The 26,524-nt window shown below is 60.5% G+C and carries 19 protein-coding genes; 15 read left to right on the forward strand and 4 right to left on the reverse strand.

What is annotated here, in order from left to right; genetic code table 11:
• Positions 1 to 104: 104 nt before the first annotated feature.
• The 4 genes from dgcB to F6R97_RS17090 are packed head-to-tail and all read left to right on the forward strand — an operon-like array spanning position 105 to position 4,648.
• On the forward strand, positions 105 to 2,054 hold the full coding sequence (gene dgcB / locus F6R97_RS17075; RefSeq protein ID WP_038981119.1) for a dimethylglycine demethylation protein DgcB: 1,950 nt from the start codon (positions 105 to 107) through the stop codon (positions 2,052 to 2,054).
• The gene (locus F6R97_RS17080; protein WP_038981121.1) at positions 2,054 to 3,274 is read left to right on the forward strand and encodes an electron transfer flavoprotein subunit alpha/FixB family protein; all 1,221 of its coding nucleotides are present in this window, start codon (positions 2,054 to 2,056) and stop codon (positions 3,272 to 3,274) included. Before dgcB ends, F6R97_RS17080 begins: the two co-directional genes overlap by 1 nt.
• 15 nt (positions 3,275 to 3,289) lie before the next feature.
• Positions 3,290 to 4,060: an electron transfer flavoprotein subunit beta gene (locus F6R97_RS17085; RefSeq protein ID WP_030128552.1), complete on the forward strand. Its 771-nt coding sequence runs from the start codon at positions 3,290 to 3,292 to the stop codon at positions 4,058 to 4,060.
• Positions 4,061 to 4,081: 21 nt separating this feature from the next.
• Positions 4,082 to 4,648 (forward strand): GNAT family N-acetyltransferase, encoded by a 567-nt coding sequence (locus F6R97_RS17090; protein WP_030128551.1) that lies wholly within the window; start codon positions 4,082 to 4,084, stop codon positions 4,646 to 4,648.
• Positions 4,649 to 5,041: 393 nt separating this feature from the next.
• On the opposite strand, the gene F6R97_RS17095 is transcribed toward F6R97_RS17090, so the two are convergent.
• Complete coding sequence (locus F6R97_RS17095) at positions 5,042 to 5,272, reverse strand: hypothetical protein (RefSeq protein ID WP_151152222.1); 231 nt, start codon at positions 5,270 to 5,272, stop codon at positions 5,042 to 5,044.
• Positions 5,273 to 5,772: 500 nt separating this feature from the next.
• Here F6R97_RS17095 and F6R97_RS17100 point away from each other — a divergent pair, with 500 nt between their 5' ends.
• The 3 genes from F6R97_RS17100 (at position 5,773) to F6R97_RS17110 (ending at position 12,491) form a co-directional block, all read left to right on the forward strand.
• Entirely contained in the window at positions 5,773 to 9,231 is a 3,459-nt protein-coding gene (locus F6R97_RS17100) for an alpha/beta fold hydrolase (RefSeq protein ID WP_315866856.1), read from the forward strand.
• A gap of 120 nt (positions 9,232 to 9,351) precedes the next feature.
• Positions 9,352 to 11,220, forward strand: a complete 1,869-nt coding sequence (locus F6R97_RS17105; RefSeq protein WP_038981124.1) for a hypothetical protein — start codon at positions 9,352 to 9,354, stop codon at positions 11,218 to 11,220.
• A gap of 26 nt (positions 11,221 to 11,246) precedes the next feature.
• A complete protein-coding gene (locus F6R97_RS17110) occupies positions 11,247 to 12,491 on the forward strand; it encodes a metallophosphoesterase (protein ID WP_048396379.1) in 1,245 nt (414 codons plus the stop codon).
• Positions 12,492 to 12,614: 123 nt separating this feature from the next.
• On the opposite strand, the gene gbcA is transcribed toward F6R97_RS17110, so the two are convergent.
• Positions 12,615 to 13,910: a glycine-betaine demethylase subunit GbcA gene (gene gbcA, locus F6R97_RS17115; protein ID WP_038981128.1), complete on the reverse strand. Its 1,296-nt coding sequence runs from the start codon at positions 13,908 to 13,910 to the stop codon at positions 12,615 to 12,617.
• Positions 13,911 to 14,192: 282 nt separating this feature from the next.
• On the opposite strand from gbcA, the gene gbcB reads away from it, so the two are divergent.
• Positions 14,193 to 15,293 (forward strand): glycine-betaine demethylase subunit GbcB, encoded by a 1,101-nt coding sequence (gene gbcB / locus F6R97_RS17120; RefSeq protein ID WP_050682177.1) that lies wholly within the window; start codon positions 14,193 to 14,195, stop codon positions 15,291 to 15,293.
• A 148-nt stretch (positions 15,294 to 15,441) separates the two neighbouring features.
• Here the strand turns inward: gbcB and F6R97_RS17125 are convergent, their stop codons facing one another.
• Together F6R97_RS17125 and F6R97_RS17130 are read right to left on the reverse strand one after the other, a co-directional pair.
• A complete protein-coding gene (locus F6R97_RS17125; protein WP_038981131.1) occupies positions 15,442 to 16,266 on the reverse strand; it encodes an SDR family oxidoreductase in 825 nt (274 codons plus the stop codon).
• 226 nt (positions 16,267 to 16,492) lie between these two features.
• Positions 16,493 to 17,533 (reverse strand): low specificity L-threonine aldolase, encoded by a 1,041-nt coding sequence (locus F6R97_RS17130; protein ID WP_038981133.1) that lies wholly within the window; start codon positions 17,531 to 17,533, stop codon positions 16,493 to 16,495.
• Positions 17,534 to 17,660: 127 nt separating this feature from the next.
• Between F6R97_RS17130 and F6R97_RS17135 the strand changes: the two genes are divergently transcribed.
• The 7 genes from F6R97_RS17135 to purU all read left to right on the forward strand — a co-directional run bounded on the left by F6R97_RS17135 (position 17,661) and on the right by purU (position 26,373).
• The gene (locus tag F6R97_RS17135) at positions 17,661 to 18,377 is read left to right on the forward strand and encodes a TraX family protein (protein ID WP_050682174.1); all 717 of its coding nucleotides are present in this window, start codon (positions 17,661 to 17,663) and stop codon (positions 18,375 to 18,377) included.
• 294 nt (positions 18,378 to 18,671) lie between these two features.
• Entirely contained in the window at positions 18,672 to 19,925 is a 1,254-nt protein-coding gene (gene glyA / locus F6R97_RS17140) for a serine hydroxymethyltransferase (protein WP_038981136.1), read from the forward strand.
• Between the two features lie 23 nt (positions 19,926 to 19,948).
• Entirely contained in the window at positions 19,949 to 21,199 is a 1,251-nt protein-coding gene (locus tag F6R97_RS17145; protein ID WP_038981138.1) for a sarcosine oxidase subunit beta, read from the forward strand.
• 14 nt (positions 21,200 to 21,213) lie between these two features.
• On the forward strand, positions 21,214 to 21,543 hold the full coding sequence (locus F6R97_RS17150) for a sarcosine oxidase subunit delta (protein ID WP_008008142.1): 330 nt from the start codon (positions 21,214 to 21,216) through the stop codon (positions 21,541 to 21,543).
• Positions 21,540 to 24,557: a sarcosine oxidase subunit alpha gene (locus tag F6R97_RS17155; protein ID WP_315866857.1), complete on the forward strand. Its 3,018-nt coding sequence runs from the start codon at positions 21,540 to 21,542 to the stop codon at positions 24,555 to 24,557. Before F6R97_RS17150 ends, F6R97_RS17155 begins: the two co-directional genes overlap by 4 nt.
• A gap of 130 nt (positions 24,558 to 24,687) precedes the next feature.
• A complete protein-coding gene (locus tag F6R97_RS17160) occupies positions 24,688 to 25,320 on the forward strand; it encodes a sarcosine oxidase subunit gamma (RefSeq protein WP_038981143.1) in 633 nt (210 codons plus the stop codon).
• Positions 25,321 to 25,515: 195 nt separating this feature from the next.
• The gene (gene purU / locus F6R97_RS17165) at positions 25,516 to 26,373 is read left to right on the forward strand and encodes a formyltetrahydrofolate deformylase (RefSeq protein WP_038981145.1); all 858 of its coding nucleotides are present in this window, start codon (positions 25,516 to 25,518) and stop codon (positions 26,371 to 26,373) included.
• Positions 26,374 to 26,524: the final 151 nt, after the last annotated feature.

Here is a 26,524-nt window from a genome sequence, read left to right on the forward strand (position 1 = left end):
GTCTGATCCATCGCCTTCGCGGGCAAGCCTCGCTCCTACAGGGATTCGGGCAAGGCATCCAGGTAGTTTGGCCTGCAAGACCCTGCGGTCTTTGGGAGCTCCACATGTTGAACACCCTTCTTCCAATCCTGTTGTTCGCTGCCTTGGGCCTGGCTGTCCTGGGCGCGTTGCGGCGGGTGGCTATGTGGCGTCAGGGCCGGGCTTCGAAAGTCGACCTGATCGGCGGTCTGTTCGCCATGCCCAAACGCTACATGGTCGATTTGCACCACGTCGTCGCGCGGGACAAATACATCGCCAACACCCACGTCGCCACGGCCGGCGGTGCAGTGGCGTCCATTGTGCTGGCGATTCTGGTGCATGGCTTTGGCCTGCATAACCGCATCCTCGGTTATGCACTGCTGCTGATGTCGGCGGTGATGTTTGTCGGCGCGATCTTTATGTTCCTGCGCCGTCGCAACCCACCGGCCCGCTTGTCCAAAGGCCCGTGGATGCGCTTGCCGAAAAGCCTGATGGCGTTCTCGGCGTCGTTCTTCCTGCTGACCCTGCCGGTTGCCGGCATCCTTCCGGAAAACTTCGGTGGTTGGGTGGTGGCTGCGATCCTCGGCGTCGGCGTGCTGTGGGGCGTTAGCGAACTGTTCTTCGGCATGACCTGGGGCGGGCCGATGAAGCACGCCTTCGCCGGTGCCTTGCACCTGGCCTGGCACCGTCGCGCCGAACGTTTTGGTGGCGGTCGTTCCACCGGTTTGAAACCGCTGGACCTGAATGACCCGAACGCTCCGCTGGGCGTGGAAAAACCCAAGGATTTCACCTGGAACCAACTGCTCGGCTTTGACGCCTGCGTGCAGTGCGGTAAATGTGAAGCCGCGTGCCCGGCGTTCGCCGCCGGCCAGCCGCTGAACCCGAAAAAACTGATTCAGGACATGGTCGTTGGCCTGGCTGGCGGTACCGATGCCAAGTTCGCTGGCAGTCCGTATCCGGGCAAAGCAATTGGCGAACACGGTGGCAATCCGCATCAACCGATCGTCAACGGTCTGGTGGACGCTGAAACCCTGTGGTCCTGCACCACTTGCCGTGCCTGCGTCGAGGAATGCCCGATGATGATCGAGCACGTCGACGCCATCGTCGACATGCGTCGCCATCTGACTCTGGAAAAAGGCGCGACCCCGAACAAGGGCGCCGAAGTCCTGGAAAACCTGATCGCCACCGATAACCCTGGCGGCTTCGCGCCGGGCGGGCGGATGAACTGGGCGGCGGATTTGAACCTGAACCTGCTCAGCGAGAAGAAATCCACCGACGTGCTGTTCTGGGTCGGCGACGGTGCCTTCGACATGCGCAACCAGCGCACCCTGCGCGCCTTCGTCAAAGTGCTGAAAGCGGCCAAGGTCGACTTCGCGGTGCTGGGTCTTGAAGAGCGCGACAGCGGTGACGTGGCCCGACGCTTGGGCGACGAAGCGACCTTCCAGCTGTTGGCCAAACGCAACATCCAGACCCTGGCCAAGTACAGCTTCAACCGCATCGTCACGTGCGACCCGCACAGTTTCCACGTGCTGAAAAACGAGTACGGCGCCTTCGACGGCAACTACCTCGTGCAGCACCACAGCACTTACATGGCAGAGATTATTGGCGAAGGCGCCCTGAACCTCGGCCAGCACAAAGGCAGCAGCGTGACCTATCACGACCCGTGCTACCTCGGTCGCTACAACGGCGAATACGAGGCGCCGCGTGAAGTGCTGCGCGCACTCGGGATTGAAGTGAAAGAGATGCAACGCTCAGGTTTCCGTTCACGCTGCTGCGGCGGCGGTGGCGGTGCACCGATCACCGACATTCCGGGCAAGCAGCGGATTCCCGACATGCGCATGGAAGACATCCGCGAAACCGGTGCCGAACTGGTGGCCGTGGGTTGTCCACAGTGCACTGCGATGCTCGAAGGCGTGGTCGAACCGCGTCCAATGATCAAGGACATCGCCGAACTGGTAGCCGATGCGTTGCTCGAAGACGCAACGCCGGGAAAGCCATCGGCACCGGCCAAACGTGAACCTGCGGAGGTGCATTAATGAGCGACATTATCCGCCGCGACCCACGCGCCGAATGGATCGCCCGCAACCGCTTGCACCCGCTGCACGCGGCTATGCAACCGGCGCAACACAGCTGGATGGGGCCTAACGGTCTCATCCGCAAGAATCCTCACGGGATCGGTTTTATCGGCCCCAACGGCATCAAACGAATCGACCGCAGCGGCGCTCAGCAGGGCGGGGCGACTAAACGCTCGGCCGCGGTTGAAGTGCAATTGCCGCTGCATCAAGTGGCTGCACCTGCGTTCTACATCAGCGTGGTGCCGGACATGGTCGGCGGCCGCTTGAGCAGCCACGACCGCGACTTGCTCGGCCTGGCTCATCAGTTGGCCGGCAAGGACGGCGCGGTACTGGCCGTGGTCTTCGGTGAGCACAAGGAAAACGCCTTCGCCACGGCTGGCGTGGATCGCTTGCTGGTGCTTGAGGGCGACGAATTCAGCGGTTATGCACCGGAACAACGAGTCCAGGGCCTGCGGGCTGTGGATAACCAGTTCAGCCCTCGTCACTGGTTGCTGCCGGACAGTCGCAGCGGTGGTGGCGAACTCGGTCGACGCTTTGCCGCCGCATTGGGCGAACGCCCGGCCACGCGGGTCTGGCAGGTCAAGGATCAGGAGTGCATCGGCCGCGCCGGTGCTGGTTTGCAAGACCTTGCACGTCCGGTCGCTCGCTTGATTCTGGCTGCGGCCGAATGCGCTGAACCGGTCAGCGAAACCCGTCATGAGGCCTTGCCGGTGGAGTTATCCACAGCGGTCGCTCGCAGCCTGTCGCGGATCGAAGATCTGGGCGCGGTGGCGGTGGATCCGGCGGCGATTCCGATGGCCGAAGCCGAGTTCATCTTCTCCGGCGGTAACGGGGTCAAGGACTGGGGACTTTTCCACAGGACGGCCGAGGCGTTGGGCGCGACCGAAGGTGCATCGCGGGTGGCGGTGGACGATGGTTTCATGGCACGCGACCGTCAGGTCGGTGCGTCTGGCACCTGGGTCACGGCACGGGTTTACGTGGCGGTGGGTATCTCCGGGGCAATCCAGCACCTGCAAGGCATCGGTGCCTGCGACAAGGTGGTGGCGATCAACCTCGATCCTGGCTGCGACATGATCAAACGGGCCGACCTGTCGGTGATCGGCGAGAGCGCCGAGATTCTTCAAGCCTTGATCGATGCGGTAGAGGCTTACCGCAATGAAGCCAAGCGCGATGCGGCTTAAGGGAAGGAAAGGGTTATGAGCACGAAAATCATCAGTCTGGTGTCCATCGGTGCCCACCCGACCTCCGGCCGGCCACGCCGCGCCGAGCAGGATGCGCGGGCGGTTGAACTGGGTTTGCAACTGGCTGGGGATAACCTGCAAGTGCTGCATGCCGGCGACGTCGCGGAACCGGCACTGCGCGCTTATCTGGGCATGGGCCTGGAACAGCTGCATGTGCTGGAGCAACCGGAAGGTGCTGATGCGCTGCCGGCGTTGACCGCGTATCTGCGCGATGCCGGGGCACAAGTGGTGCTGACCGGCAGCCAGGCGGAAACCGGTGAAGGTTCGGGCATGTTGCCGTTCCTGCTGGCGGAAAGCCTTGGCTGGCCACTGGTGGTGGGGTTGGCGCAGGTCGAATCCATCGATGGTGGTTCGGCGCTGGTGCTGCAGGCCTTGCCGCGCGGGCAGCGTCGTCGCTTGAAAGTGCGCCTGCCATTTCTGGCGACTGTGGATAACGCGGCACCCAAGCCTCGGCAGAGCGCCTACGGTCCAGCGCGGCGCGGGGTGTTGCAGGCGGATGAAGTCGAAGTGATCGACGATGAACTGCTGGCGGTGGCCACGCTGCAACCGGCCAAGCCACGGCCAAAACGCTTGAAAGTGATCAAGGCCAAGAGCGGTGCAGACCGCATGAAGGCCGCGACGGCCAAGGCCAGTGGCGGAGGCGGGCAAGTGCTCAAGGGCGTCACCGCGCAGGCGGGCGCCGAAGCCATTCTCAAGTTGCTGATTGAAGAAGGCGTGGTTCGCTAACGGTCCTGTGGAGCCCGGTAAATGGCAGTTGAGTTTCGTTCGGCCCTGCGCGCGGATGCGCGGGAGATTGCTCGCTTGTTTCAGATTTCCTCAGAAGGTGCGGCGGATTACATCTGGAGCCAACTGGCGCAGCCTGGCCAGGACTTGCTGGAGGTCGGTGCCAGTCGTTACGCACGTGAAGACGTTGATTTCTCTTATCAGAACTGCCTGATCGCGCAGGCCGAGGGAAAGGTCATCGGCATGCTGCACAGCTACGCGATGCGCCACGATCCGCAGGCCGCTCCCGTGACCGATCCGGTCCTGGCGCCGTATGCGACGATGGAAATCCCCGATACCCTTTATATTTCGAGCCTGGCCCTGCATGAGGGCTGGCGCAATCAGGGGTTGGGCAAGCAATTCCTCGCCTACGCCTACGACCGTGCCAACCGGTTGGGGCTCAACGGCTTGAGCCTGATCGACTATGCGGTGAACACCGGCGCCCGGCGGTTTTATGAGCGCCATGGCTTCCGGATCGTCGATACCTGCCAGATCACGCCCCACCCAATGATTCGGGTCACGGGGGAAGCCTATTTGATGTATCGGCCTTAAGGCTGAGCCCTGTTCGTGTGGGAGCGGGCTTGCTCGCGAAAGCGGCGGGTCAGTCGACATCGATTTTGAATGCCAGTCAGCCTTCGCGAGCAAGCCCGCTCTCACATGGGTTCAGTGTCGAACACTGATTATGTGCACATCAACGTTACCCACAATCCCTGTTAGCGCTTCTGTGGATAACATGTTCGCGCCTCGCTACACCCCATGCCCATCAAGCCCTCCAGCCCTCAGTACAAAAAACACCCAACCTAAGCCACGGTTTTTTCGAGCTTTTTCCACAGAACAACGTCGCTCATGAGCCGATACTTGCCCCCAATCTCTGTTGGCGCTTCTGTGGATAAGATGTTCGCTGTCAGCTACAGGCTATATAAACCGGGGCTTTCAGTGAGTTGATCAAATAATGCTCAATTGACCCTTTTCTTCCCCTGATTCTTCCGCAAACCCTGAATTTTCGCGGCTTTCAGCGGTTTTCCACAGAACCTGCAAAGTTGCCCCCAAAGTCTGTTGGCGCTTCTGTGGATAAGGTGTTCGCCATCCTCTGCACGTCATATAAACCGTGGCCTGCAGGCTTCTGATCAAAAAACGATCAATGCTTGCGTAAAACCCTGCTTCCGGATAAGTCACGGTTTTTCTTGGTTTTTTGTGAATAAATTTGCCCCGTCATCCACAGTTGTCCCCAATAGCTGTGGGTGGAGATGTGGATAACTTGTTCGCTAAACCCTACGAGCCACAGCCCATATAGGCTACAACGCGATAGATCAGATTTCATACAGTTCTAAGGCACTTCCTTGACTTCGATCTGTCGCCTGTCTTCACTCACAGGCACAAAGGACAGCCGTCACTTATCCACATCTGGTTCAGGGAGAACGCGTGATGGATAGCCAGCCACATCGCTCGCAGCCACATTCGCACCCCAGCCCCTGCATAACCTGTGTTCCGACACCCGCCACCTTGCTGCGTAAACGGATTCACCGTCGCGCCGCCAATCAGCGCGCTCGCCTATAGCTCCCTGCCCATAACGCCGCTGCCATTGAGGCCCGACCGTGCCCGGTGACCAGGCGTTTGTTCGTCTTTCGATTGCAGGCAACCACAGAGTTGCCCATCTGCCTGAGAGGAAATGACCCATGACACGGATCGCCACGCCCATCAGCGACATCAAGGAACACTACGACGTGATCGTCATCGGCTCCGGCTATGGCGGCGGGATCGCGGCGTCGCGCCTGTCCCGGGCCGGCAAGCGGGTGTGCCTGCTGGAGCGAGGCCGGGAAATACAGCCCGGCGAATACCCCAATACGATGCTGGCGGCCACTGAAGAACTGCAAGTCCATGACCCGGATGGGCACATCGGTTCGCGCACCGGGTTGTTCGACCTGCACGTCAATGCCCAGCAGAACGTGGTGGTCGGTTGCGGCCTGGGCGGCACGTCGCTGATCAACGCCAACGTTGCGCTGGAACCGGAGCCCGGCGTGTTCGACGATCCACGTTGGCCGTTGGCGGTGCGTGAACACCGCGACACGTTGCTCAAGGATGGATACGCCCGGGCTCGGGAGATGCTCAAGCCCAATCCTTACCCAGGCACGTCGCCGGTGTTGCCGAAACTGGAAGCCAACAAAAAATCCGCGGACTACCTCAAGCAAGGCGCGCACTTCTACAAGCCGCCGATCAACGTGACCTTCGACAAACTGCCGAACAACCTCAACCACGTCGGCGTCGAGCAATTACCGTGCAACCACTGCGGCGACTGCGTGTCGGGCTGTAACAACAAGGCCAAGAACACCACGCTGATGAATTACCTGCCGGATGCCTGGAACCACGGCGCGGAAATTTTCTGCCAGGCCGAGGTGCGGCATCTGGAGCGTGACGCCGACGGCGACGGCTGGATTGTGCATTTCCAATACCTGGACAGCGGCCGCGAGAAGTTCTCGGCACCGACGCTATTCGTCAAGGCTGACGTCGTCGTGGTTTCGGCGGGTACTTTGGGTTCCACCGAAATCCTCCTGCGTTCTCGGGACAAAGGTCTGTCGACGTCCAATCAGCTCGGCGAGAACATGAGCGGCAACGGCGACATTCTCGGCTTTGGCCATAACTGCGACCAAGCGATCAACGGCATCGGTTTCGGCGCGCATCCGGCCAGTGAAATGAAACCGGTCGGCCCGTGCATCACCTCGATCATCGACATGCGCACCGAAGGCGACTGGCGCAGCCGCATGGTCATCGAAGAAGGTTCTATCCCCGGCGCGCTCGGCCGACCCATGGTGCCGAGCATGGCCGCGTTCGCCGGGTTGATCGGCAAACCCACCGATGACAGCTTCAGCGGCAAGCTCAAGTACGCCGAGCGCGAAACCGAAAGCTTCCTGCGTGGCCCGTATCACGGCGCCCTGCACAACATGCAGACCTACCTGATCATGAGTCACGATGACGGCAAGGGTCGCATGGTGCTCGACAGCAAGGATCAGCTGCGCATCGACTGGCCGGGTGTTGGCGAGCAGGAAAACGTCAAACTCGGTAACGAGCGTCTGCACCAGAGCACCAAGGCATTAGGCGGGATCTGGGTCGAGAACCCGATCTGGACCGAGCTGCTCAAACACAGCATCGTTTCCGTCCACCCGTTGGGCGGTTGTGTGATGGGCGAGGACGCGGAACAGGGCGTGGTCAACCACAAGGGACAGGTATTCAGCAGCGCCAGTGGCACCAATGTCTATGCCGGGTTGTACGTGACCGACGGCGCGGTGATTCCGACTTCCCTGGCGGTCAATCCGCTGCTGACCATCTCCGCCGTGAGCGAGCGCAACATGGGCCTGCTGGCGGCCGATCGCGGTTGGCATATCGATTACACGTTGCCCTCTGCGCCGCGCAAACAGGTGGCGCCGCCAACCCTTGGCGTGCAGTTCACCGAGACCATGAAGGGCTATTTCTCCAAGGACTTCACCCAGCCTCAAGGCACCGATCTCAAACTCTACGAGGCGGCGGCCAAACGCGGCGAGTCGGATAACTCGCCGATCGAGTTCACCCTGACCATCACCGCCAACGACCTCAACCGCATGATCAAGGAGCCGGAACACGCCGCGACGCTGGTCGGCACGCTCGATGCGCCGGGCCTGTCGCCGGAGCCGCTCACCGCCAGCAATGGCGTGTTCAACCTGTTCGAGGAGTATCAGGAACAAGTCGGCGTGCGGCACATGAATTACGACATGAAACTGACCGCCGAGGACGGCAGCGATTATTACTTCAGCGCGTTCAAAACCGTGCCCGAAGACAACGGCGTGCTGAACGTCTGGCACGACACCAGCACCCTCTACGTAACGCTGTATCGCGGGTCGGACAAGACCGGCGAGGTGATGGGTTCGGGTGTGATGCACATCCATCCAGTCGATTTCGCCAAGCAGATGACCACCATGAAGGTGCTCAATGCCCGCAACGAACGCGAGCGTATCGATGGGCTGGCGCGGTTCGGCAAGTTCTTCGCCGGCATCTTGTGGGAGAGCTACGGCGGCGTGTTCGCGGGTGACATCTACTTCAACCCTGACGCACCGCCGCGGCAGAAACGCCCATTGGATGCGCCGATCCCGAGCGTGCAGTTCTTCCAGACCGAAGACAACGTACAGCTACGCCTGACCCGCTATCAGGGCGGCAGCAAAGGGCCGGTGATGCTGGTCCACGGTTTGGGCGTAGGCTCGAATATTTTCTCCACCGACACCATCCAGACCAACCTGCTGGAGTACCTGTGCAAGCACGAGTACGACGTCTGGCTGCTGGATTTGCGGGTGAGCATTCTATTGCCCGCGAGCAAGAAGGAATGGAACGGCGATCAGATTGCGCAATACGACTTCAAGGCCGCCATCGCGCAGATCCAGCAAGCAACCAAGGCCGCGGACGTGCAATGCGTGGTGCATTGCTACGGGGCGACCACCTTCTTCATGTCGTTGCTGGCCGGATTGCAGGGCGTGCGTTCGGTGGTGTGTTCGCAGATCGCGGCGGATACGGTGGTCGCCACGGCAACCGGGCTCAAGGCAGGTCTGCACCTTCCGGGGATGCTTGACGCCATCGGCATCAAATCCCTCACCGCGTATGCCGACAACAAGGAGAGCTGGTTCAACAAGCTCTACGACAAGGCCCTCAACGGGTATGCCCGCATCGAGGCTCAGGGCTACTGCACCAACCCGGTGTGCCATCGCATCACCTTCATGTACGCGTCGCTGTACCGGCATGACACGCTCAACGAGACCCTGCATGACAACCTGCATGAGCTGTTCGGCGAATCGAACATGCAGACCTTCGAGCACTTGGCGTTGATCCTGCGCAAAGGCCATCTGGTGGACTTCAAGGGCCAGGACGTCTACATGCCGCACTTCGACCGGCTGACCATGCCGATCTGCTTCATCAGCGGCGAAGACAACCAGTGCTACCTGCCGGAAAGCACGCTCAAGACCTATGAGCGCGTGTGCAAAGCCCATGGGCCGGAGCGCTACAGCCGGCATGTAGTGCCGGGTTACGGGCATATCGACTGCATGTTCGGCAAGAATGCGGTGGTCGATGTGTACCCGATCATCCTGCAACACCTGGAGAAAACGGCCCTCGGCTAGGTGATCGTTCCCACGCTCCGCGTGGGAATGCCGCCATGGACGCTCTGCGTCCGCTTGTGTGACGCAGAGCGTCACGGGATGCATTCCCACGCGGAGCGTGGGAACGATCTGGGGAAAAATATGGACAGTTACATCCGCTGGTTTCAACGCTTCATCTGGATAGGCATTGTGATGAACATGGTCTTCGCGATTCCGGCGCTGTTTGCGCCGGCGTTGCTGACCTCGATGCTCGGGATGCCGCCGCAACTCTCCGATCCGTGGCTGGAAAACGCCGGCATGCTGCTGGTGGGGATCAGCCTGTTCTACATGCCGTCAGGCTTCAACGCGCCCAAATACGTCGTGCATTCGTGGCTCTGCGTGCTATCGCGACTGGTCGCCGTGGCGTTCTGGATCTACCTGATCAACACCAGCAACCAGGCACAGGTATTTGTGCCGATGCTGCTGGGTGATCTGAGCATGTTCCTGATCCTCGGGGTTCTGCTGTACCTGGGCAGCGCGCCGGCCAATCGGCCCTTGGCGTTGCTTCGCGACGGCTGGCATGAGTGGCGCGCAGCGTGGGCGCGACGCTGGCAGCGGCACAGCTTCAAGGTTGCCACACTGGTCGTGGTGCTGGCGTTGGGGTTTATCGGCTATGAGACCTGGTACCAGATGCTGCGGGTGGTACCGGAAGAGCAATACGCCTCCGATGAGGATCACTACAAATACGGCGCCATCGGCCTGGGCATCGAGGCGCGGATTCCCTATTACCTGTTCGCCGTATTGCCGCAGATGTGCCCGGATAAGCTGCCCAAACCCGGCGGCTACGAAGTCTTCGGTTTCCTCTACGAGAACGGCAAGGACCTGCCGATCGGCATGGCCAAGCGGCAGATCGGCTACCCGACCGTAGAGCCCAACTGCGCCCTGTGTCACACCGGCTCCTACCGGGCCAATACCAGCGATGTCGCCATCCCGGTGGCCACCGCTCCGGCCAATACCCTGCAACTGCAGGCCTTCCAGTGGTTCGCCTACAATTGTGCCAGCGACCCGACATTCACCCCGGACGCGGTGATGACGGCGATCAACAGCAAGTTCCAGCTCGGGTTTTTCGAGCGCTTGTACAACCGCTACGTGATCATTCCGATGGCCACGAGCGCGCTGGTCAAGCAGAAACAGGCCTATGCCTGGCAACGCCTGCGCGCACCGCAAGGGCCGGGGCGCACCGACACCTTCAACCCGACGAAAATGGTGGTGTTCGGCTTTCCGGATGACTCGACCATCGGCACCGTCGACTTGCCGCAAGTCTGGAACCAGAAGCCGCGGGAGTCGCTGTACCTGCACTGGGACGGCAACAACAACGACATCCATGAGCGCAACTACGCGGCCGCGATGGCTGTGGGCGCAACGCCGGAGTCGGTGCTGCCGGCCAGCTTCAACCGAGTGACCAACTGGTTGCTGGGCCACAAGGCGCCGGCATGGCCGTTCACGCTGGATCAGGCCAAAGTCGCCCGGGGCAAACCGGTCTGGGAAAACAACTGCGCCGGTTGCCACGATTTCGGCCGCACCGACACCGGTCAGGTCACCACCAGCATTGATGAGCTGGGCACCGATCCCCATCGGCTGAACTCGTTCACCACAGGTTTGGTGACGGCTTTCCATGGCTTCAAGAAATCACCGTTCGACTTTGGCGCCTATCGCAAGACCCAGAGCTACAGCAACACGCCCACCGACGGCGTCTGGTTGCGCGCGCCGTACCTGCATAACGGTTCGGTACCGACCCTGTGGGACTTGCTGCAACCACCGGAAAAGAGACCACTGGTGTTCTTCACCGGCTCCGATGTGTATGACCAGGACAAAGTCGGCTTCGTCACCAGTGGCCAGCAGATGAAAGCCTCGGCGGACTTCAAATACGACACCCGTCTGGAGGGCAACCACAACGGCGGCCATCTGTACGGCACGCAGCTGTCGGAACTCGATAAGCGGGCGCTCATCGAGTTCATGAAAACCCTGTGATTCCACTACGGATGGAGGAAAGCGACATGTCATTGGTCAGTCATTGGGAACACGAGTACGACAAGGTCAAAGTGCGGCTGCATGGTTTGCTCACGCGCGTGGAAATGGCCTGGATGAAGCTCGTCAGCGAGCTCGAACCCCAGGAGTTCGAAGCCATCATTGCGTTGCTCAAACGCGGCCACGATCAGGCGCAGTACGTGCTCAAGCACGGCGAGTTGCCGGACGATCAGCCGGGCGTGCCGTGGGAGTTGTCCCATGGCTTGTCGATCCTGCGTATCGGCAATGCCAGCCCGCTGCCGCAAACGGTGGATGAGCTACAAACCCGGGTGCTGAAGGACGGCAGTCTGCTCGGTTGCCGCAAATGGGAACTGCTCGACCTGTTATGGAGTGAAGCCCTGCTGAAATGGATCGAAAACCTGCGGCATCACGCGCCGTTCGCCACTGACCCGGCACTGGTGAAAATGGATCGCGACGTGACCCTGGCGATCGCCGGCGACTGGGGCACCGGACCGTTCGACAGCCATGCCCCGGCGGTGGCGGTGGCTAATCAGATGCAACTGGCCCGAGCCAATTTCACCATTCACCTGGGGGATGTGTATTACGCCGGCACCCATTCCCAGGAAGACGTGGACATGGCCGGCTGGCCGATGGGCACGCAGGGCTCGTTCACTCTCAATTCCAACCACGAGATGTACAGCGGCGCCCACGGCTATTTCAAGGAACTGGCCAAGCGCTTTCCCGCGCAGCAGGGCACCAGTTACTTCGCGCTATACAACGACGATTGGCTGGTGATCGGCCTCGACACGGCGTATGCCTCGGACGCCATGAATCTGTACATGGATGGCACCCTGAACCAACCGCAGATCGACTGGATGAAAAGCCTGCCCCAGCGCAAGAAAATCATGGTGCTCAGTCATCACCAGGGCTTCGACATTTCCGGGCACAACAAGACGGCGCTGTATCAACCGGTGTGCGATGCCTTGGGTCGTGAGCCGGATTACTGGTATTGGGGGCATTTGCACAACGGCATCTGCTACGCCGCGCAAGGCGGGTTGCATGCGCGTTGCGCCGGGCATGGGGCGATTCCCTACGGCAATGCCAGTGAGCTGAACGGGCATGCGCGGGTGTTGTGGTCGGAAACTCAAAATGCGCGGGATGAGGCGTACCCGGATCGGGTGTTGAACGGTTATGTGAAAGTGCGGTTGGTAGGGGAGAACATCGAAGAGACGTTTATTGGGGAGGATGGGTCGGTGCGGTGGTCTTCGAGTTGATTGGGTGAATGTGCGACCGCTTTCGCGAGCAAGCCCGCTCCCACATTGGATCGGTGGCGTACACAAAATCTGTGAACGACCCGGTCAACTGTGGGAGCGGGCTTGCTCGCGAAGCTCTTGATCTTATCCCTGAACCGGAACACCTTTGAGGTACGGCGCAGGCTCGGCACCAAGGTTGTTCAGCAACCGCTCGCTGTACCAGTCCACAAAGTTCACCACGCCAAACTCATAGGTCTTGGAGTATGGCCCTGGCTGGTACGCGGTGGAGTTGATCCCGCGCTGGTTTTCTTCGGCCAGGCGACGGTCCTGGTCGTTGGTCGCATCCCAGACCTGGCGCATGCGCTCCACGTCGTAGTCCACGCCTTCGACCGCGTCCTTGTGGACGATCCACTTGGTGGTGACCATGGTTTCCTGAGCGCTGATCGGCCACACGGTGAACACGATGATGTGGTCGCCCATGCAGTGGTTCCACGAGTGCGGCAGGTGCAGGATGCGCATCGAACCCAGGTCCGGGTTTTTGATGCGGCCCATGAGTTTGGCGCAGCCTTGTTTGCCGTCCAGGGTCATCGACACGGTGCCCTTGAGCAACGGCATGCGCACGATGCGGTTACGCAGGCCGAAGCTGGCGTGAGCGTAAGGGATCTTCTCGGCTTCCCAGGCAGCGGCCGAAGCAGCGACGTGGTCCTTGAAGGCCTGGTCGGCACGCGGGTCGGTGACGTCGTCCCATTCCAGCAGGGTTTTCAACAGTTCCGGGTGCGACGCGTTGCAGTGATAGCACTCGCGGTTGTTTTCCAGCACCAGTTTCCAGTTGGCTTTTTCGAACAAGGTGGTCTGGATCGCCACCTTGGTGTTCTCCATGTCGTACGGTTCCATGTAATGGTTCAGCGTCGACAGGAAGTCATCAATGGCCGGCGGGTTTTCCGACAGGCTGATGAAGATGTAACCGCCAGCGGTTTTCACGTTCACAGGCTTCAAGCCGTACTGCTTCATGTCGAAGTCGGCGCCCATTTCGGTGCCGGCGAACAGCAGGCGACCGTCCAGTTCATACGTCCACTGGTGGTAGTGGCAGACCAGTTTGGCGACTTTGCCTTTTTCACTGGTGCACAGCCGCGAACCGCGGTGACGGCAGACGTTGTGGAACGCATGAACCACACCGTCGGCGCCACGAATCACGATGATCGGGTTTTTGCCGACCTGCAGGGTCAGGTAGTTGCCCTTGGTCGGGATTTCGCAGGTCATGCCGGCGATCAACCACTCTTTCTGAAAGATTTCCTGCATGTCGATATCAAACAGCCGCTCGTCAGAGTAAAACGGCTGCGGCAGCGAAAAAGTACGCTCGCGTTCTTGCAGCATCTGCGCGGTGGCCTTGCGTGCGGGTTCCAGTGGATCGCCCAGGCTCAGGGTAGTGGTGACGTCCATCGTGTGTTTCCTCAAGGCCATCTGCGTGGCCGCGAAAGTGGCTGATCAGGTTTGCTACGCAAGGTGTAAGGGTTGTGTCTTGGTATGGGGCGAGTGTGGGGCCGGCGCTCGCCAGAACCTTATCCATGGGCGACATGGCCCAATCTGTTCCCGACGCGCAACCCCCGGTAATTGGGGGCTGGTCGCGATAAGTATGTGAATGTCGCAGATAGGTAAATGGGAGGTTCGCGCTATACGCAGAATCGCCAACATGAAGGCCGACAGTCGGCCGTGGAGATCAGCATGTCCAACAGCTTCCTGAACCCGGTAACCACCCAGACCTGGGCCAATGGTCGACATATTGTCCGTTGCGTCAAAGTCATCCAGGAAACCTGGGATGTGCGCACCTTCTGCTTTATGGCCGACCAGCCAATCCTGTTCTTTTTCAAGCCCGGGCAGTTCGTGACCCTGGAGCTGGAAATCGACGGCGTACCGATCATGCGCTCCTACACCATTTCCAGTTCGCCGTCGGTGCCGTACAGCTTTTCGGTGACCATCAAGCGCGTACCGGGAGGCAAGGTCTCCAACTGGCTGCACGACACCCTGCATGAAGGCCAGGAATTGGCGGTACACGGGCCGGTCGGGCTGTTCAACGCCATGGACTTCCCTGCGCCGAAAGTGCTTTACCTCAGCGGCGGCGTCGGCATCACGCCGTGCATGTCCATGGCGCGCTGGTTCTATGACACCAATGGCAACGTCGACATGACGTTTATCCACAGTGCCCGCTCGCCCAAAGACATCATTTATCACCGCGAGCTGGAACACATGGCGTCGCGGATCGACAACTTCAGCCTGCACCTGATTTGCGAGAAGCATGGTCTGGGCGAGCCGTGGGCTGGTTATCGCGGTTACCTGAATCATAAGATGCTCGAATTGATGGCACCGGACTTCCTTGAGCGTGAAGTCTTCTGCTGCGGCCCGACCCCATACATGAACGCGGTCAAGCGCATGCTCGAGACGGCAGGTTTCGACATGACGCGTTATCACGAGGAATCCTTCGGCGCGACGCCAGCGGAAGCCCGTGCCGATGCGGTGGAACAAGCCGAACAAGCGGCGGACGCTCCGGAAGTCGATGCGGCGGATCTGCATCAGGTGGAATTCACCGCGTCTGGCAAGAGCATTCGTGTGGCGCCGGGCGAAACCGTGCATGCGGCGGCGGCCAAGCTTGGTTTGCTGATCCCGAAAGCCTGCGGGATGGGGATCTGCGGGACGTGCAAGGTGATGAAGCTCGGTGGTGAAGTCGAAATGGACCACAACGGCGGGATTACCGAGGAAGACGAAGCCGAAGGGTTCATCCTGTCGTGCTGCAGCGTGCCGAAAGGGGATGTGCGGATCGAGTTCTGATCGGTATCTACGCGTCCTTGATGGCTGGCGAATATCCCTGTAGGAGCTGCCGAAGGCTGCGATCTTTTGACGTTGATTTTTAGGATCAAGATCAAAAGATCGCAGCCTTCGGCAGCTCCTACAGAGAGTTGTGGATACCCATTCCGAGTCAGTCGACAAATAGATCCGTCATCAGTTTGTCGGTGGAATCAGGCGCAAACCGATACCCTTCAAAATCTGTCACCCCATGCTCCCGCAGAATCTCCTCATCAATCAGCAAGCGCCCGGTAATGCTGCGGCCTCTGCTGCTCAGAATCGCGTAAGCCGCATCCGCCATAATCGCCGGCGAACGCGCATGCTTGAACGACTCGCGTGACCCTAGCTGAAACTCGATTGCAGCGGTCGCGATCATGGTCTGCGGCCACAGGGAGTTGACGCTGATGCCGTAGGAGGCGAATTCCTCGCTCATGCCCAAAGTCAGCATGCTCATGCCGTATTTGGTCACCGTGTAGGGGCTGTACTGGGCGAACCACTTGGTGGCCAGGTTCAGCGGCGGTGACAGGTTGAGGATGTGGCCGGCGGTTTTTTTCAGATAGGGCAGGGCAGCCTGACTGCACAGCAGCACGGCGCGGGTGTTGATCTGATGCATCAGGTCGAAGCGCTTGAGCTCAATGTGTTGCACCCCGGTCAGCTTGATCGCCCCGGCATTGTTGATCAGCGCGTCGATGCCGCCGAAATGCTCAGAGGCGTCGGCCATGGCCTGGCGCACAGCAACTTCATCACGCACATCCACCTGCAAAGCCAACGCCTTGCCACCCGCGGCTTCAACCTCCGCCGCCACGCTGAAGATGGTGCCAGGCAGTTTGGGGTGAGGAGTGGCGCTTTTAGCGGCAATCACGATGTTGGCCCCGTCCTTTGCTGCCCGCAGCGCAATCTCACGCCCGATGCCACGGCTCGCACCGGTGATGAACAGGGTTTTGCCTTGTAATGACATGCGTACGCTCCTGATTGTTGTTATCGATGCGGATCGAAACGGCTCGCCAGTCAATGTAGACCAACTCTTGCGGGATCATGATCGTTCCCACGCTCTGCGTGGGAACGCAGCCCGTGACGCTCTGCGTCACAACGGTGTTGGACATTGCGTCAGCGGTGAGGCAGGAACGCGGAGCGTCCCCAGAGGCATTCCCACGCAGAGCGTGGGAACGATCAGCTTGTGGGCTTCAGGCTGCCATGACTTCCCGAATATCTGCCGCCAGTTCAAGCACGCGTTCTTCTTCGGTGTCCCACGAGCACATGAACCGTGCGCCGCCGTTGCCGATGAAGGTGTAGAAGCGCCAGCCCTTGGCGGTCAGTGCGGCAATGGCCGGTTCTGACAGTTGCAGGAACACGCCGTTGGCCTGCACCGGGAACATCAGTTCCACGCCAGGAATGTCGCTTACCAGTTCGGCCAGCAGCTGCGCGCAGTGGTTGGCGTGGCGGGCGTATTTGAGCCAGGCGTCGTTTTCCAGAATCCCGACCCACGGCGCCGAGAGGAAGCGCATCTTCGACGCCAATTGCCCGGCCTGTTTGCAGCGATAGTCGAAGTCTTCAGCCAGTTTGTGGTTGAAGAACAGAATCGCTTCGCCCACCGCCATGCCGTTTTTCGTGCCGCCGAAGCACAGCACGTCAACGCCGGCCTTCCAGGTCAGGTCGGCTGGCGAGCAGCCCAGATACGCGCACGCATTGGAGAACCGCGCGCCGTCCATGTGCAGGTTCAGGCCCAGTTCTTTGCAGGTGGCGCTGATGGCGCGGATTTCTTCCGGGGTGTACACGCTGCCGACTTCGGTGGCCTGGGTCAGGGTCACGACGCGCGGTTTCGGGTAGTGGATGTCCTGGCGCTTGAGGGCGATTTCGCGGATCGATTCCGGCGTCAACTTGCCGTTTTCGGTGCGGGCGATGAGCAGCTTGGAGCCGTTGGAGAAAAACTCCGGTGCGCCACATTCGTCGGTTTCGACGTGGGCGGTTTCCGAGCAGATCACGCTGTGGTAACTCTGGCACAGTGATGACAGGGCCAATGAGTTGGCCGCGGTGCCGTTGAAGGCGAAGAATACTTCGCAGTCGGTTTCGAACAGTTTGCGAAATTGATCCGATGCGCGTGCGGTCCACTCATCGTCGCCGTAAGCGCGCTGGTGGCCGTGGTTGGCCTGTTCCATGGCAGCCCAGGCTTCAGGGCAGATACCGGAATAGTTGTCGCTGGCGAATTGTTGGCTCTTATCGGTCATGGCCGGCTTCCGTGATCGAGGCGCTTGTGGCGCTTCGTTGGTCAATGATGGTGCACACTTTACCGAAGATCGTCCGGGGAGCACACGGGATGTTGCTGTCAGAAAAATACACGGTTGACGGGCAATTATGCACATGACGCAAAGGGATGGGGCGCTGGATCTGCTCAAGTGGTTGGCGCTGCTGAGCATGGTGCTCGATCACCTGCGATATGTCGGTTATTCCGTCGATCTGCTGTACGTGCCGGGCAGATTGGCGTTTCCATGGTTCTGTCTGGCGATGGCGGCGAACCTGTCGCGAGTCCGTGCAGTCACGACCGACGGCCAGTGGCGTTACCTCGGTTGGTTGTTGCTGTTTAGCGCTGTAAGCGAAATCCCCTACCGGATGTACATTCCTGATCACAACACCTTGAACGTGTTGCCCACATTGGTTCTGGGTCTGTTGATCGCCGGTGGCTGGCAGCACAGGATGCCTCAGTCGCGACTATTGGCTGCCGGTGCCTTGTTGCTGGCAGCACTGTTCCCGGAGCGACTGATGTTCGGTTTCTTCGGCGTGCTGTTGCCGCTGGCGATGTTGCTGGTGATTCACCGGCCCTGGTATTTCAGCCTGCTGCCGGGGCTGGTTTGCCTGGCGGCCAATCAATGGCAAGTGCTGTATTACGCTGCGCGACTTCACAGCAATGCAGCCATCCTCGGCATTGCCGCTTGTCTGATTGCGCCATTGCTGGGGCTGTTGCTATTGCGACATGCCCAAGGCATCCGGCCACCGCCGATGCGCCGTTGGGCTTACGCGCTCTATCCCGCGCATTTCCTTGTGCTTCTGGCCTTACGCCAACTTATTGCCTGACACGCGCAAAACCCTGTGGGAGCGGGCTTGCCCGCGATGGCGGCATCACTCCAGCATTGATGTCAGCTGACCCACCGCTATCGCGGGCAAGCCCGCTCCCACAGGGGTTCCTTTCTGATTTGAAGATTGTGTTCGGTCAGGCTTTTCGGCCCATGTCGTAAACGCACCTTTGCGTGGCGTCCATAGGCATTTGACCTGTCTGCGCCGGTCATACCATCGCATCCAAAGGGCACTGCCGTAACGCCAGTGCCTTACCGAGACGAATGGCGCATAGATGCCGCTGGGAGAGACGCGATGTTCAGCAAGCAAGACCAGATCAAGGGTTACGACGATGCACTGCTGGCGGCGATGAATGCCGAGGAGCAACGCCAGGAAGATCACATCGAGCTGATCGCGTCAGAGAACTACACCAGCAAGCGCGTGATGGAAGCGCAAGGCAGCGGCCTGACCAACAAATACGCCGAAGGCTATCCGGGCAAGCGCTACTACGGTGGCTGCGAGCACGTCGACAAGGTTGAAGCGCTGGCCATCGAGCGCGCCAAGCAACTGTTCGGCGCCGATTATGCCAACGTGCAGCCGCACTCCGGCTCCTCCGCCAACAGCGCCGTGTACCTGGCTCTGCTGCAGGCCGGCGACACCATTCTGGGCATGAGCCTGGCCCACGGCGGTCACCTGACCCACGGCGCCAAAGTGTCGTCCTCGGGCAAGCTGTACAACGCCGTGCAGTACGGCATCGACACCAAGACCGGGCTGATCGACTACGACGAAGTCGAGCGCCTGGCCGTCGAATGCAAGCCGAAGATGATCGTCGCTGGCTTCTCTGCATACTCCAAGACTCTGGACTTCCCACGTTTCCGTCAGATCGCCGACAAGGTCGGTGCGCTGCTGTTCGTCGACATGGCTCACGTTGCGGGTCTGGTCGCTGCCGGCCTGTACCCGAACCCGCTGCCGTACGCCGATGTGGTCACCACCACCACCCACAAGACCCTGCGCGGTCCACGTGGCGGCCTGATCCTGTGCAAGTCCAACGAAGAAATCGAGAAGAAGCTCAACGCCGCAGTCTTCCCGGGCGCCCAGGGCGGCCCGTTGATGCACGTCATCGCTGGTAAAGCGGTGTGCTTCAAGGAAGCGCTGGAGCCTGGTTTCAAGGCTTACCAGCAACAAGTGATCGACAACGCCCAGGCCATGGCCGGCGTATTTATCAAACGCGGCTACGATGTAGTGTCCGGCGGCACTGATAACCACCTGTTCCTGGTCAGCCTGATCCGTCAGGGCCTCACCGGCAAAGAGGCGGATGCAGCACTCGGTCGCGCCCACATCACCGTGAACAAGAACGCTGTCCCGAATGATCCACAGTCGCCGTTCGTGACCTCCGGCCTGCGTATCGGCACCCCGGCGGTGACCACTCGCGGCTTCAAGGTTACCCAGTGCATCACGCTGGCCGGCTGGATCTGCGACATCCTCGACAACCTCGGCGATGCCGATGTCGAAGCGAATGTCGCGCAGCAAGTGGCAGCCCTGTGCGCGGACTTCCCGGTTTATCGCTGAGCGCGGTTTTGGAGTAAATGACTATGCAACGCTATTCGGGCTTCGGCCTCTTCAAACACTCCCTCAGCCATCACGAAAACTGGCAGAAGATGTGGCGCACGCCGACCCCGAAAAAGGTCTATGACGTGGTCATCGTCGGCGGTGGCGGGCATGGTCTGGCGACCGCCTACTACCTGGCCAAGGAACACGGCATCACCAACGTGGCCGTGGTCGAGAAAGGCTGGCTGGGCGGCGGTAACACCGCGCGCAACACCACCATCGTTCGCTCCAACTACCTGTGGGACGAGTCGGCGCACCTGTACGAACACGCGATGAAATTGTGGGAAGGCCTGTCCCAGGACCTGAACTACAACGTGATGTTCTCCCAGCGCGGCGTTTACAACTTGTGCCACACGCTTCAAGACATTCGTGATTCCGAGCGTCGTGTCAGTGCCAACCGCCTCAACGGCGTGGACGGCGAACTGCTCGATGCCAAACAGGTAGCCGACGAGATTCCGTACCTCGACTGCTCCAAGAACACTCGCTACCCGGTGATGGGCGCAACCGTCCAGCGTCGCGGCGGCGTGGCCCGTCACGATGCCGTGGCGTGGGGCTTTGCCCGTGCCGCCGACGCCTTGGGCGTGGACCTGATCCAGCAGACCGAAGTAATTGGCTTCCGCAAGGAAAACGGCGTGTGCATCGGTGTTGAAACCAACAAGGGCTTCATCGGCGCCAAGCGCGTCGGTGTGGTCACCGCCGGTAACTCCGGGCACATGGCCAAACTCGCCGGTTTCCGCCTGCCGATCGAATCGCACCCGCTGCAAGCGCTGGTGTCCGAGCCGATCAAGCCGATTATCGACAGCGTGATCATGTCCAACGCCGTACACGGTTACATCAGCCAGTCCGACAAGGGCGACCTGGTGATCGGCGCCGGTATCGACGGCTACAACGGCTACGGCCAGCGCGGTTCGTATCCGGTGATCGAACACACCGTTCAGGCCATCGTCGAGATGTTCCCGGTGTTGTCCCGCGTGCGCATGAACCGTCAGTGGGGCGGCATCGTCGACACCACGCCGGATGCGTGCCCGATCATTTCGAAAACCCCGGTACCGAACATGTTCTTCAACTGCGGTTGGGGCACCGGTGGCTTCAAGGCAACACCTGGCTCGGGCAACGTATTTGCCGCAAGCCTGGCCAAGGGTGAAATGCACCCATTGGCCGCACCTTTCTCCATCGACCGTTTCCACAACGGTGCGTTGATCGACGAACACGGCGCTGCTGCGGTTGCCCACTAACAGGAGAAATCCCCATGTTGCATATCTTCTGTCCTCACTGCGGCGAACTGCGCTCCGAAGAGGAATTCCACGCATCCGGCCAGGCGCACATCCCGCGCCCACTGGATCCGAATAGCTGCACCGACGAGGAGTGGGGCGACTACATGTTCTTCCGCGACAACCCTCGCGGTCTGCACCACGAACTGTGGGATCACGTCGCCGGTTGCCGTCAGTACTTCAACGTCACCCGTGACACCGTGACCTACGAGATTCTCGAAACCTACAAGATCGGCGCCAAGCCGCAGTTCACCGACAAGACCGACAGCCCGAAAGCGGCCGCCACGGCTCTGGGAGAGAAGGTATGAGCCAGATCAATCGCCTGTCCAATGGCGGACGGATCGACCGTAACAAAGTGCTGAGCTTCACCTTCAACGGCCAGGTCTACAAAGGCTTTGAAGGTGATTCCCTGGCCGCAGCCTTGCTGGCCAACGGTGTCGACATCATCGGCCGCAGCTTCAAGTACTCGCGCCCGCGCGGCATCTTCGCCGCCGGTGCCGAAGAGCCGAACGCTGTGCTGCAGATCGGTGCGACCGAAGCCACGCAAATCCCGAACGTACGCGCCACGCAACAAGCGCTGTATCAAGGCCTGGTCGCCACCAGCACCAACGGCTGGCCGAGCGTGAACAACGACATGATGGGGATTCTCGGCAAGGTCGGCGGCAAGCTGATGCCGCCGGGCTTCTACTACAAAACCTTCATGTACCCGCAATCGTTCTGGATGACCTACGAGAAGTACATTCGTAAGGCTGCCGGCCTTGGCCGCTCGCCGACCGAGAACGATCCGGACACCTACGACTACATGAACCAGCACTGCGACGTGCTGATCGTCGGCGCTGGCCCTGCGGGTCTGGCGGCTGCGCTGGCGGCTGCCCGTAGCGGTGCGCGCGTGATCCTGGCCGATGAGCAGGAAGAGTTCGGCGGCAGCCTGCTCGATTCCCGCGAAAGCCTCGACGGCAAACCAGCTACCGAATGGGTCGCCAGCGTCATCGCCGAGCTGAAAAACACCCCGGACGTGCTGCTGTTGCCGCGCGCCACGGTCAACGGTTACCACGACCATAACTTCCTGACCATTCACGAGCGCCTCACCGATCACCTCGGCGACCGTGCTCCGATTGGCCAGGTACGTCAGCGCATCCACCGGGTTCGCGCCAAGCGTGTAGTGCTGGCGACCGGTACTCACGAGCGTCCACTGGTTTACGGCAACAACGACGTGCCGGGCAACATGCTTGCCGGCGCTGTGTCGACTTACGTTCGTCGTTACGGCGTGGCACCGGGCAAGAAACTGGTGCTGTCGACCAACAACGACCACGCTTACCGCGTAGCGCTGGACTGGCTCGACGCCAGTCTGCAAGTGGTGGCGATCGCCGATGCCCGCAGCAACCCTCGCGGTGCGCTGGTGGAAGAGGCTCGCGCCAAAGGCATTCGCATCCTGACCGGCAGCGCCGTGATCGAGGCCCGTGGCAGCAAGCACGTCACCGCCGCTCGCGTTGCCGCGATTGACGTAAAAGCACACACCGTGACCAGCCCGGGCGAGTGGCTCGATTGCGACCTGGTCGCCAGCTCCGGCGGTTACAGCCCGGTGGTTCACCTGGCGTCGCACTTGGGTGGCAAGCCGATCTGGCGTGAAGACATCCTCGGTTTCGTACCGGGCGAAGCACCGCAGAAACGCGTGTGCGTCGGCGGCATCAACGGCGTCTACGGCCTCGGCGATTCGCTGGCCGACGGTTTTGAAGGGGGCGCTCGCGCCGCCAGCGAAGCCGGTTTCAGCAAGGTCGAAGGCGTATTGCCCAAAGCCCTGAGCCGTCTGGAAGAGCCGACGCTGGCGTTGTTCCAGGTGCCGCACGAAAAAGCTACCGCACGGGCGCCGAAGCAATTCGTCGACCTGCAAAACGACGTCACTGCTGCCGCCATCGAACTGGCGACCCGCGAAGGCTTCGAGTCGGTCGAGCACGTCAAACGCTACACCGCATTGGGCTTCGGCACCGATCAGGGCAAGCTCGGCAACGTCAACGGTCTGGCCATTGCCGCCCGTTCGCTGAACGTGACCATCCCGCAGATGGGCACCACCATGTTCCGTCCGAACTATACGCCGGTGACCTTCGGCGCCGTGGCCGGCCGTCACTGTGGGCACATCTTCGAGCCGGTTCGTTTCACCGCGCTGCATCATTGGCACGTGAAGAACGGCGCCGAGTTCGAAGACGTCGGTCAGTGGAAACGTCCTTGGTACTTCCCGAAAAACGGTGAAGACCTGCATGCCGCCGTGAAGCGCGAATGCAAAGCCGTGCGCGACAGCGTCGGCCTGCTGGATGCTTCGACCCTGGGCAAGATCGACATCCAGGGCCCGGACACCCGCGAGTTCCTCAACCGCATCTACACCAACGCCTGGACCAAGCTTGACGTGGGCAAGGCGCGTTACGGCCTGATGTGTAAAGAAGACGGCATGGTGTTCGACGACGGCGTGACTGCATGCCTGGCCGACAACCATTTCGTGATGACCACCACCACCGGCGGCGCTGCACGCGTGCTGCAATGGCTGGAAATCTACCATCAGACCGAATGGCCAGACCTGAAGGTGTACTTCACTTCCGTGACGGATCACTGGGCAACCATGACCCTGTCTGGGCCGAACAGCCGCAAGCTGCTCAGCGAAGTCACCGACGTCGACTTGAGCAACGAAGCTTTCCCGTTTATGACCTGGAAAGAAGCTCTGGTCGGCGGTGTACCGGCGCGGGTGTTCCGGATTTCGTTTACCGGTGAGCTGTCGTACGAAGTCAACGTGCAGGCCGACTACGCGATGGGCGTGCTCGAGAAAATCGTCGAGGCCGGGAAGAAGTACAACCTGACTCCGTACGGCACCGAAACCATGCACGTACTGCGGGCCGAGAAGGGCTTCATCATCGTCGGTCAGGACACTGACAGCTCGATGACCCCGGACGATCTGAACATGGGCTGGTGTGTCGGTCGCACCAAACCGTTCTCGTGGATCGGCTGGCGTGGCATGAACCGCGAAGACTGCGTGCGTGATCAGCGCAAACAGCTGGTCGGTCTGAAGCCGATCGATCCAACCAAATGGCTGCCGGAAGGTGCGCAACTGGTGTTCAACACCAAGCAAACCATCCCGATGACCATGGTTGGTCACGTGACTTCCAGCTACCTGCACAACTCCCTCGGCTATTCGTTTGCCATGGGTGTGGTCAAGGGCGGCTTGAAGCGCATGGGTGAGCGTGTGTTCGCACCGCTGGCCGACGGCAGCGTGATCGAGGCGGAAATCGTTTCTTCGGTGTTCTTCGATCCGAAAGGCGATCGCCAGAACGTGTAACACCACAGTCCCCTGTGGGAGCGGGCTTGCCCGCGATGAACGATAACGCGGTGCCACAGGCAGACCGAGTTGCTCCCATCGCGGGCAAGCCACGCTCCCACAGGAAATTGAATTCAGGAACAGGTGCTTTATGACCGCAGCCAATGTTTACCAACAACGCCCAACCACCGGGGCCAAGGCCGAGTCGTCGCTGCATCATGCCGACCTCGCCAGCCTGGTGGGCAAGGGCCGCAAGAACGCCGGCGTGATCGTGCGTGAGAAAAAACTCCTCGGCCACCTGACCATTCGTGGCGATGGCCACGATGCAGCGTTTGCCGCCGGCGTGCACAAGGCTCTTGGCCTGGAACTGCCAGCCGCGCTGACCGTGGTCATCAAAGGCGAAACCAGCCTGCAATGGATGGGGCCGGATGAATGGCTGCTGATCGTGCCGACTGGTGAAGAATTTGCCGCCGAGAAAAAGCTGCGTGAAGCACTGGGCGACCTGCACATCCAGATCGTCAACGTCAGCGGTGGCCAGCAGATCCTCGAACTCAGCGGCCCGAACGTGCGTCAGGTGCTGATGAAGTCCACCAGCTATGACGTGCACCCCAACAACTTCCCGGTGGGCAAGGCTGTGGGCACGGTGTTCGCCAAGTCGCAATTGATGATCCGCCATACCGCCGAAGACACCTGGGAACTGCTGATCCGCCGCAGCTTCTCGGATTACTGGTGGTTGTGGTTGCAAGATGCTGCCGCTGAGTACGGGCTTAGCGTCCAGGCGTAATTGTGGCGAGGGAGCTTTTGTGGCGAGGGGGCTTGCCCCCGTTGGGCTGCGAAGCGGCCCCAGAGTCCATCAGTTCAACCGTATTGAATGGTTTTACGACTGCTTCGCAGCCGAACGGGGGCAAGCCCCCTCGCCACAAGGTCCGTGCCAGTCTTCGCAGTCGCGTAGGTATTTTCGAACAGGAGTCACCGCACTATGAGCCGCGCCCCAGACACATGGATTCTGACCGCCGACTGCCCTAGCGTCCTCGGCACCGTGGATGCGGTGACCCGCTTTCTGTTCGAGCAGGGCTGCTACGTCACCGAGCACCATTCCTTTGATGATCGGCTTTCGGGTCGTTTCTTCATTCGTGTGGAATTCCGTCAGCCCGACGGCTTCGACGAACAAGCCTTCCGCGCCGGTCTCGAAGAACGCGGCCAAGCCTTCGGCATGATCTTCGAACTCACGGCGCCGAACTACCGCCCGAAAGTGGTGATCATGGTCTCCAAGGCCGATCACTGCCTCAACGATTTGCTCTACCGCCAGCGCATCGGTCAATTGTCGATGGACGTGGCCGCCGTGGTCTCCAACCACCCGGACCTCAAGCCGTTGGCCGACTGGCATCAGATTCCGTACTACCATTTTCCGCTGGACCCGAACGACAAGCCGGCGCAGGAGCGTCAGGTCTGGCAGGTGGTCGAAGAGTCCGGGGCTGAACTGGTGATTCTTGCGCGCTACATGCAAGTCCTGTCGCCAGAGCTGTGCCGCAAACTCGACGGCAAGGCGATCAACATCCATCACTCCCTGCTGCCGGGTTTCAAAGGCGCCAAGCCTTATCACCAGGCCTACAACAAGGGCGTGAAACTGGTTGGCGCCACGGCGCACTACATCAACAACGACCTGGACGAAGGCCCGATCATCGCCCAGGGCGTGGAGGCTGTGGATCATAGCCATTACCCCGAAGACTTGATCGCCAAAGGGCGGGATATCGAAGGGCTGACGTTGGCACGGGCTGTTGGTTATCACATTGAACGAAGGGTTTTTCTGAACGCCAATCGCACTGTCGTTCTTTAGATCGCTTTCGCGGGCAAGCCTCGCTCCTACAGGGTTGAGGTGGCCCGCGAAAAAATGGGAACGACTTCAATCCTGTAGGAGCGAGGCTTGCCCGCGAAAGGGCCCTCCCAAACAACACAAGATACACAGGCAACAACCCGAGCAATCAACG

Source organism: Pseudomonas sp. JV414 (assembly GCF_032424305.1).
GTDB lineage: Bacteria > Pseudomonadota > Gammaproteobacteria > Pseudomonadales > Pseudomonadaceae > Aquipseudomonas > Aquipseudomonas lini.

Excerpts from the sequence above, each read along its gene's own strand:
- dgcB (WP_038981119.1), top strand. The coding sequence starts at position 105 with ATGTTGAACACCCTTCTTCCAATCCTGTTGTTCGCTGCCTTGGGCCTG.
- F6R97_RS17080 (WP_038981121.1), top strand. The coding sequence starts at position 2,054 with ATGAGCGACATTATCCGCCGCGACCCACGCGCCGAATGGATCGCCCGC.
- F6R97_RS17085 (WP_030128552.1), top strand. The coding sequence starts at position 3,290 with ATGAGCACGAAAATCATCAGTCTGGTGTCCATCGGTGCCCACCCGACC.
- F6R97_RS17090 (WP_030128551.1), top strand. The coding sequence starts at position 4,082 with ATGGCAGTTGAGTTTCGTTCGGCCCTGCGCGCGGATGCGCGGGAGATT.
- F6R97_RS17100 (WP_315866856.1), top strand. The coding sequence starts at position 5,773 with ATGACACGGATCGCCACGCCCATCAGCGACATCAAGGAACACTACGAC.
- F6R97_RS17105 (WP_038981124.1), top strand. The coding sequence starts at position 9,352 with ATGGACAGTTACATCCGCTGGTTTCAACGCTTCATCTGGATAGGCATT.
- F6R97_RS17110 (WP_048396379.1), top strand. The coding sequence starts at position 11,247 with ATGTCATTGGTCAGTCATTGGGAACACGAGTACGACAAGGTCAAAGTG.
- gbcA (WP_038981128.1), bottom strand. The coding sequence starts at position 13,910 with ATGGACGTCACCACTACCCTGAGCCTGGGCGATCCACTGGAACCCGCA.
- gbcB (WP_050682177.1), top strand. The coding sequence starts at position 14,193 with ATGTCCAACAGCTTCCTGAACCCGGTAACCACCCAGACCTGGGCCAAT.
- F6R97_RS17125 (WP_038981131.1), bottom strand. The coding sequence starts at position 16,266 with ATGTCATTACAAGGCAAAACCCTGTTCATCACCGGTGCGAGCCGTGGC.
- F6R97_RS17130 (WP_038981133.1), bottom strand. The coding sequence starts at position 17,533 with ATGACCGATAAGAGCCAACAATTCGCCAGCGACAACTATTCCGGTATC.
- F6R97_RS17135 (WP_050682174.1), top strand. The coding sequence starts at position 17,661 with ATGCACATGACGCAAAGGGATGGGGCGCTGGATCTGCTCAAGTGGTTG.
- glyA (WP_038981136.1), top strand. The coding sequence starts at position 18,672 with ATGTTCAGCAAGCAAGACCAGATCAAGGGTTACGACGATGCACTGCTG.
- F6R97_RS17145 (WP_038981138.1), top strand. The coding sequence starts at position 19,949 with ATGCAACGCTATTCGGGCTTCGGCCTCTTCAAACACTCCCTCAGCCAT.
- F6R97_RS17150 (WP_008008142.1), top strand. The coding sequence starts at position 21,214 with ATGTTGCATATCTTCTGTCCTCACTGCGGCGAACTGCGCTCCGAAGAG.
- F6R97_RS17155 (WP_315866857.1), top strand. The coding sequence starts at position 21,540 with ATGAGCCAGATCAATCGCCTGTCCAATGGCGGACGGATCGACCGTAAC.
- F6R97_RS17160 (WP_038981143.1), top strand. The coding sequence starts at position 24,688 with ATGACCGCAGCCAATGTTTACCAACAACGCCCAACCACCGGGGCCAAG.
- purU (WP_038981145.1), top strand. The coding sequence starts at position 25,516 with ATGAGCCGCGCCCCAGACACATGGATTCTGACCGCCGACTGCCCTAGC.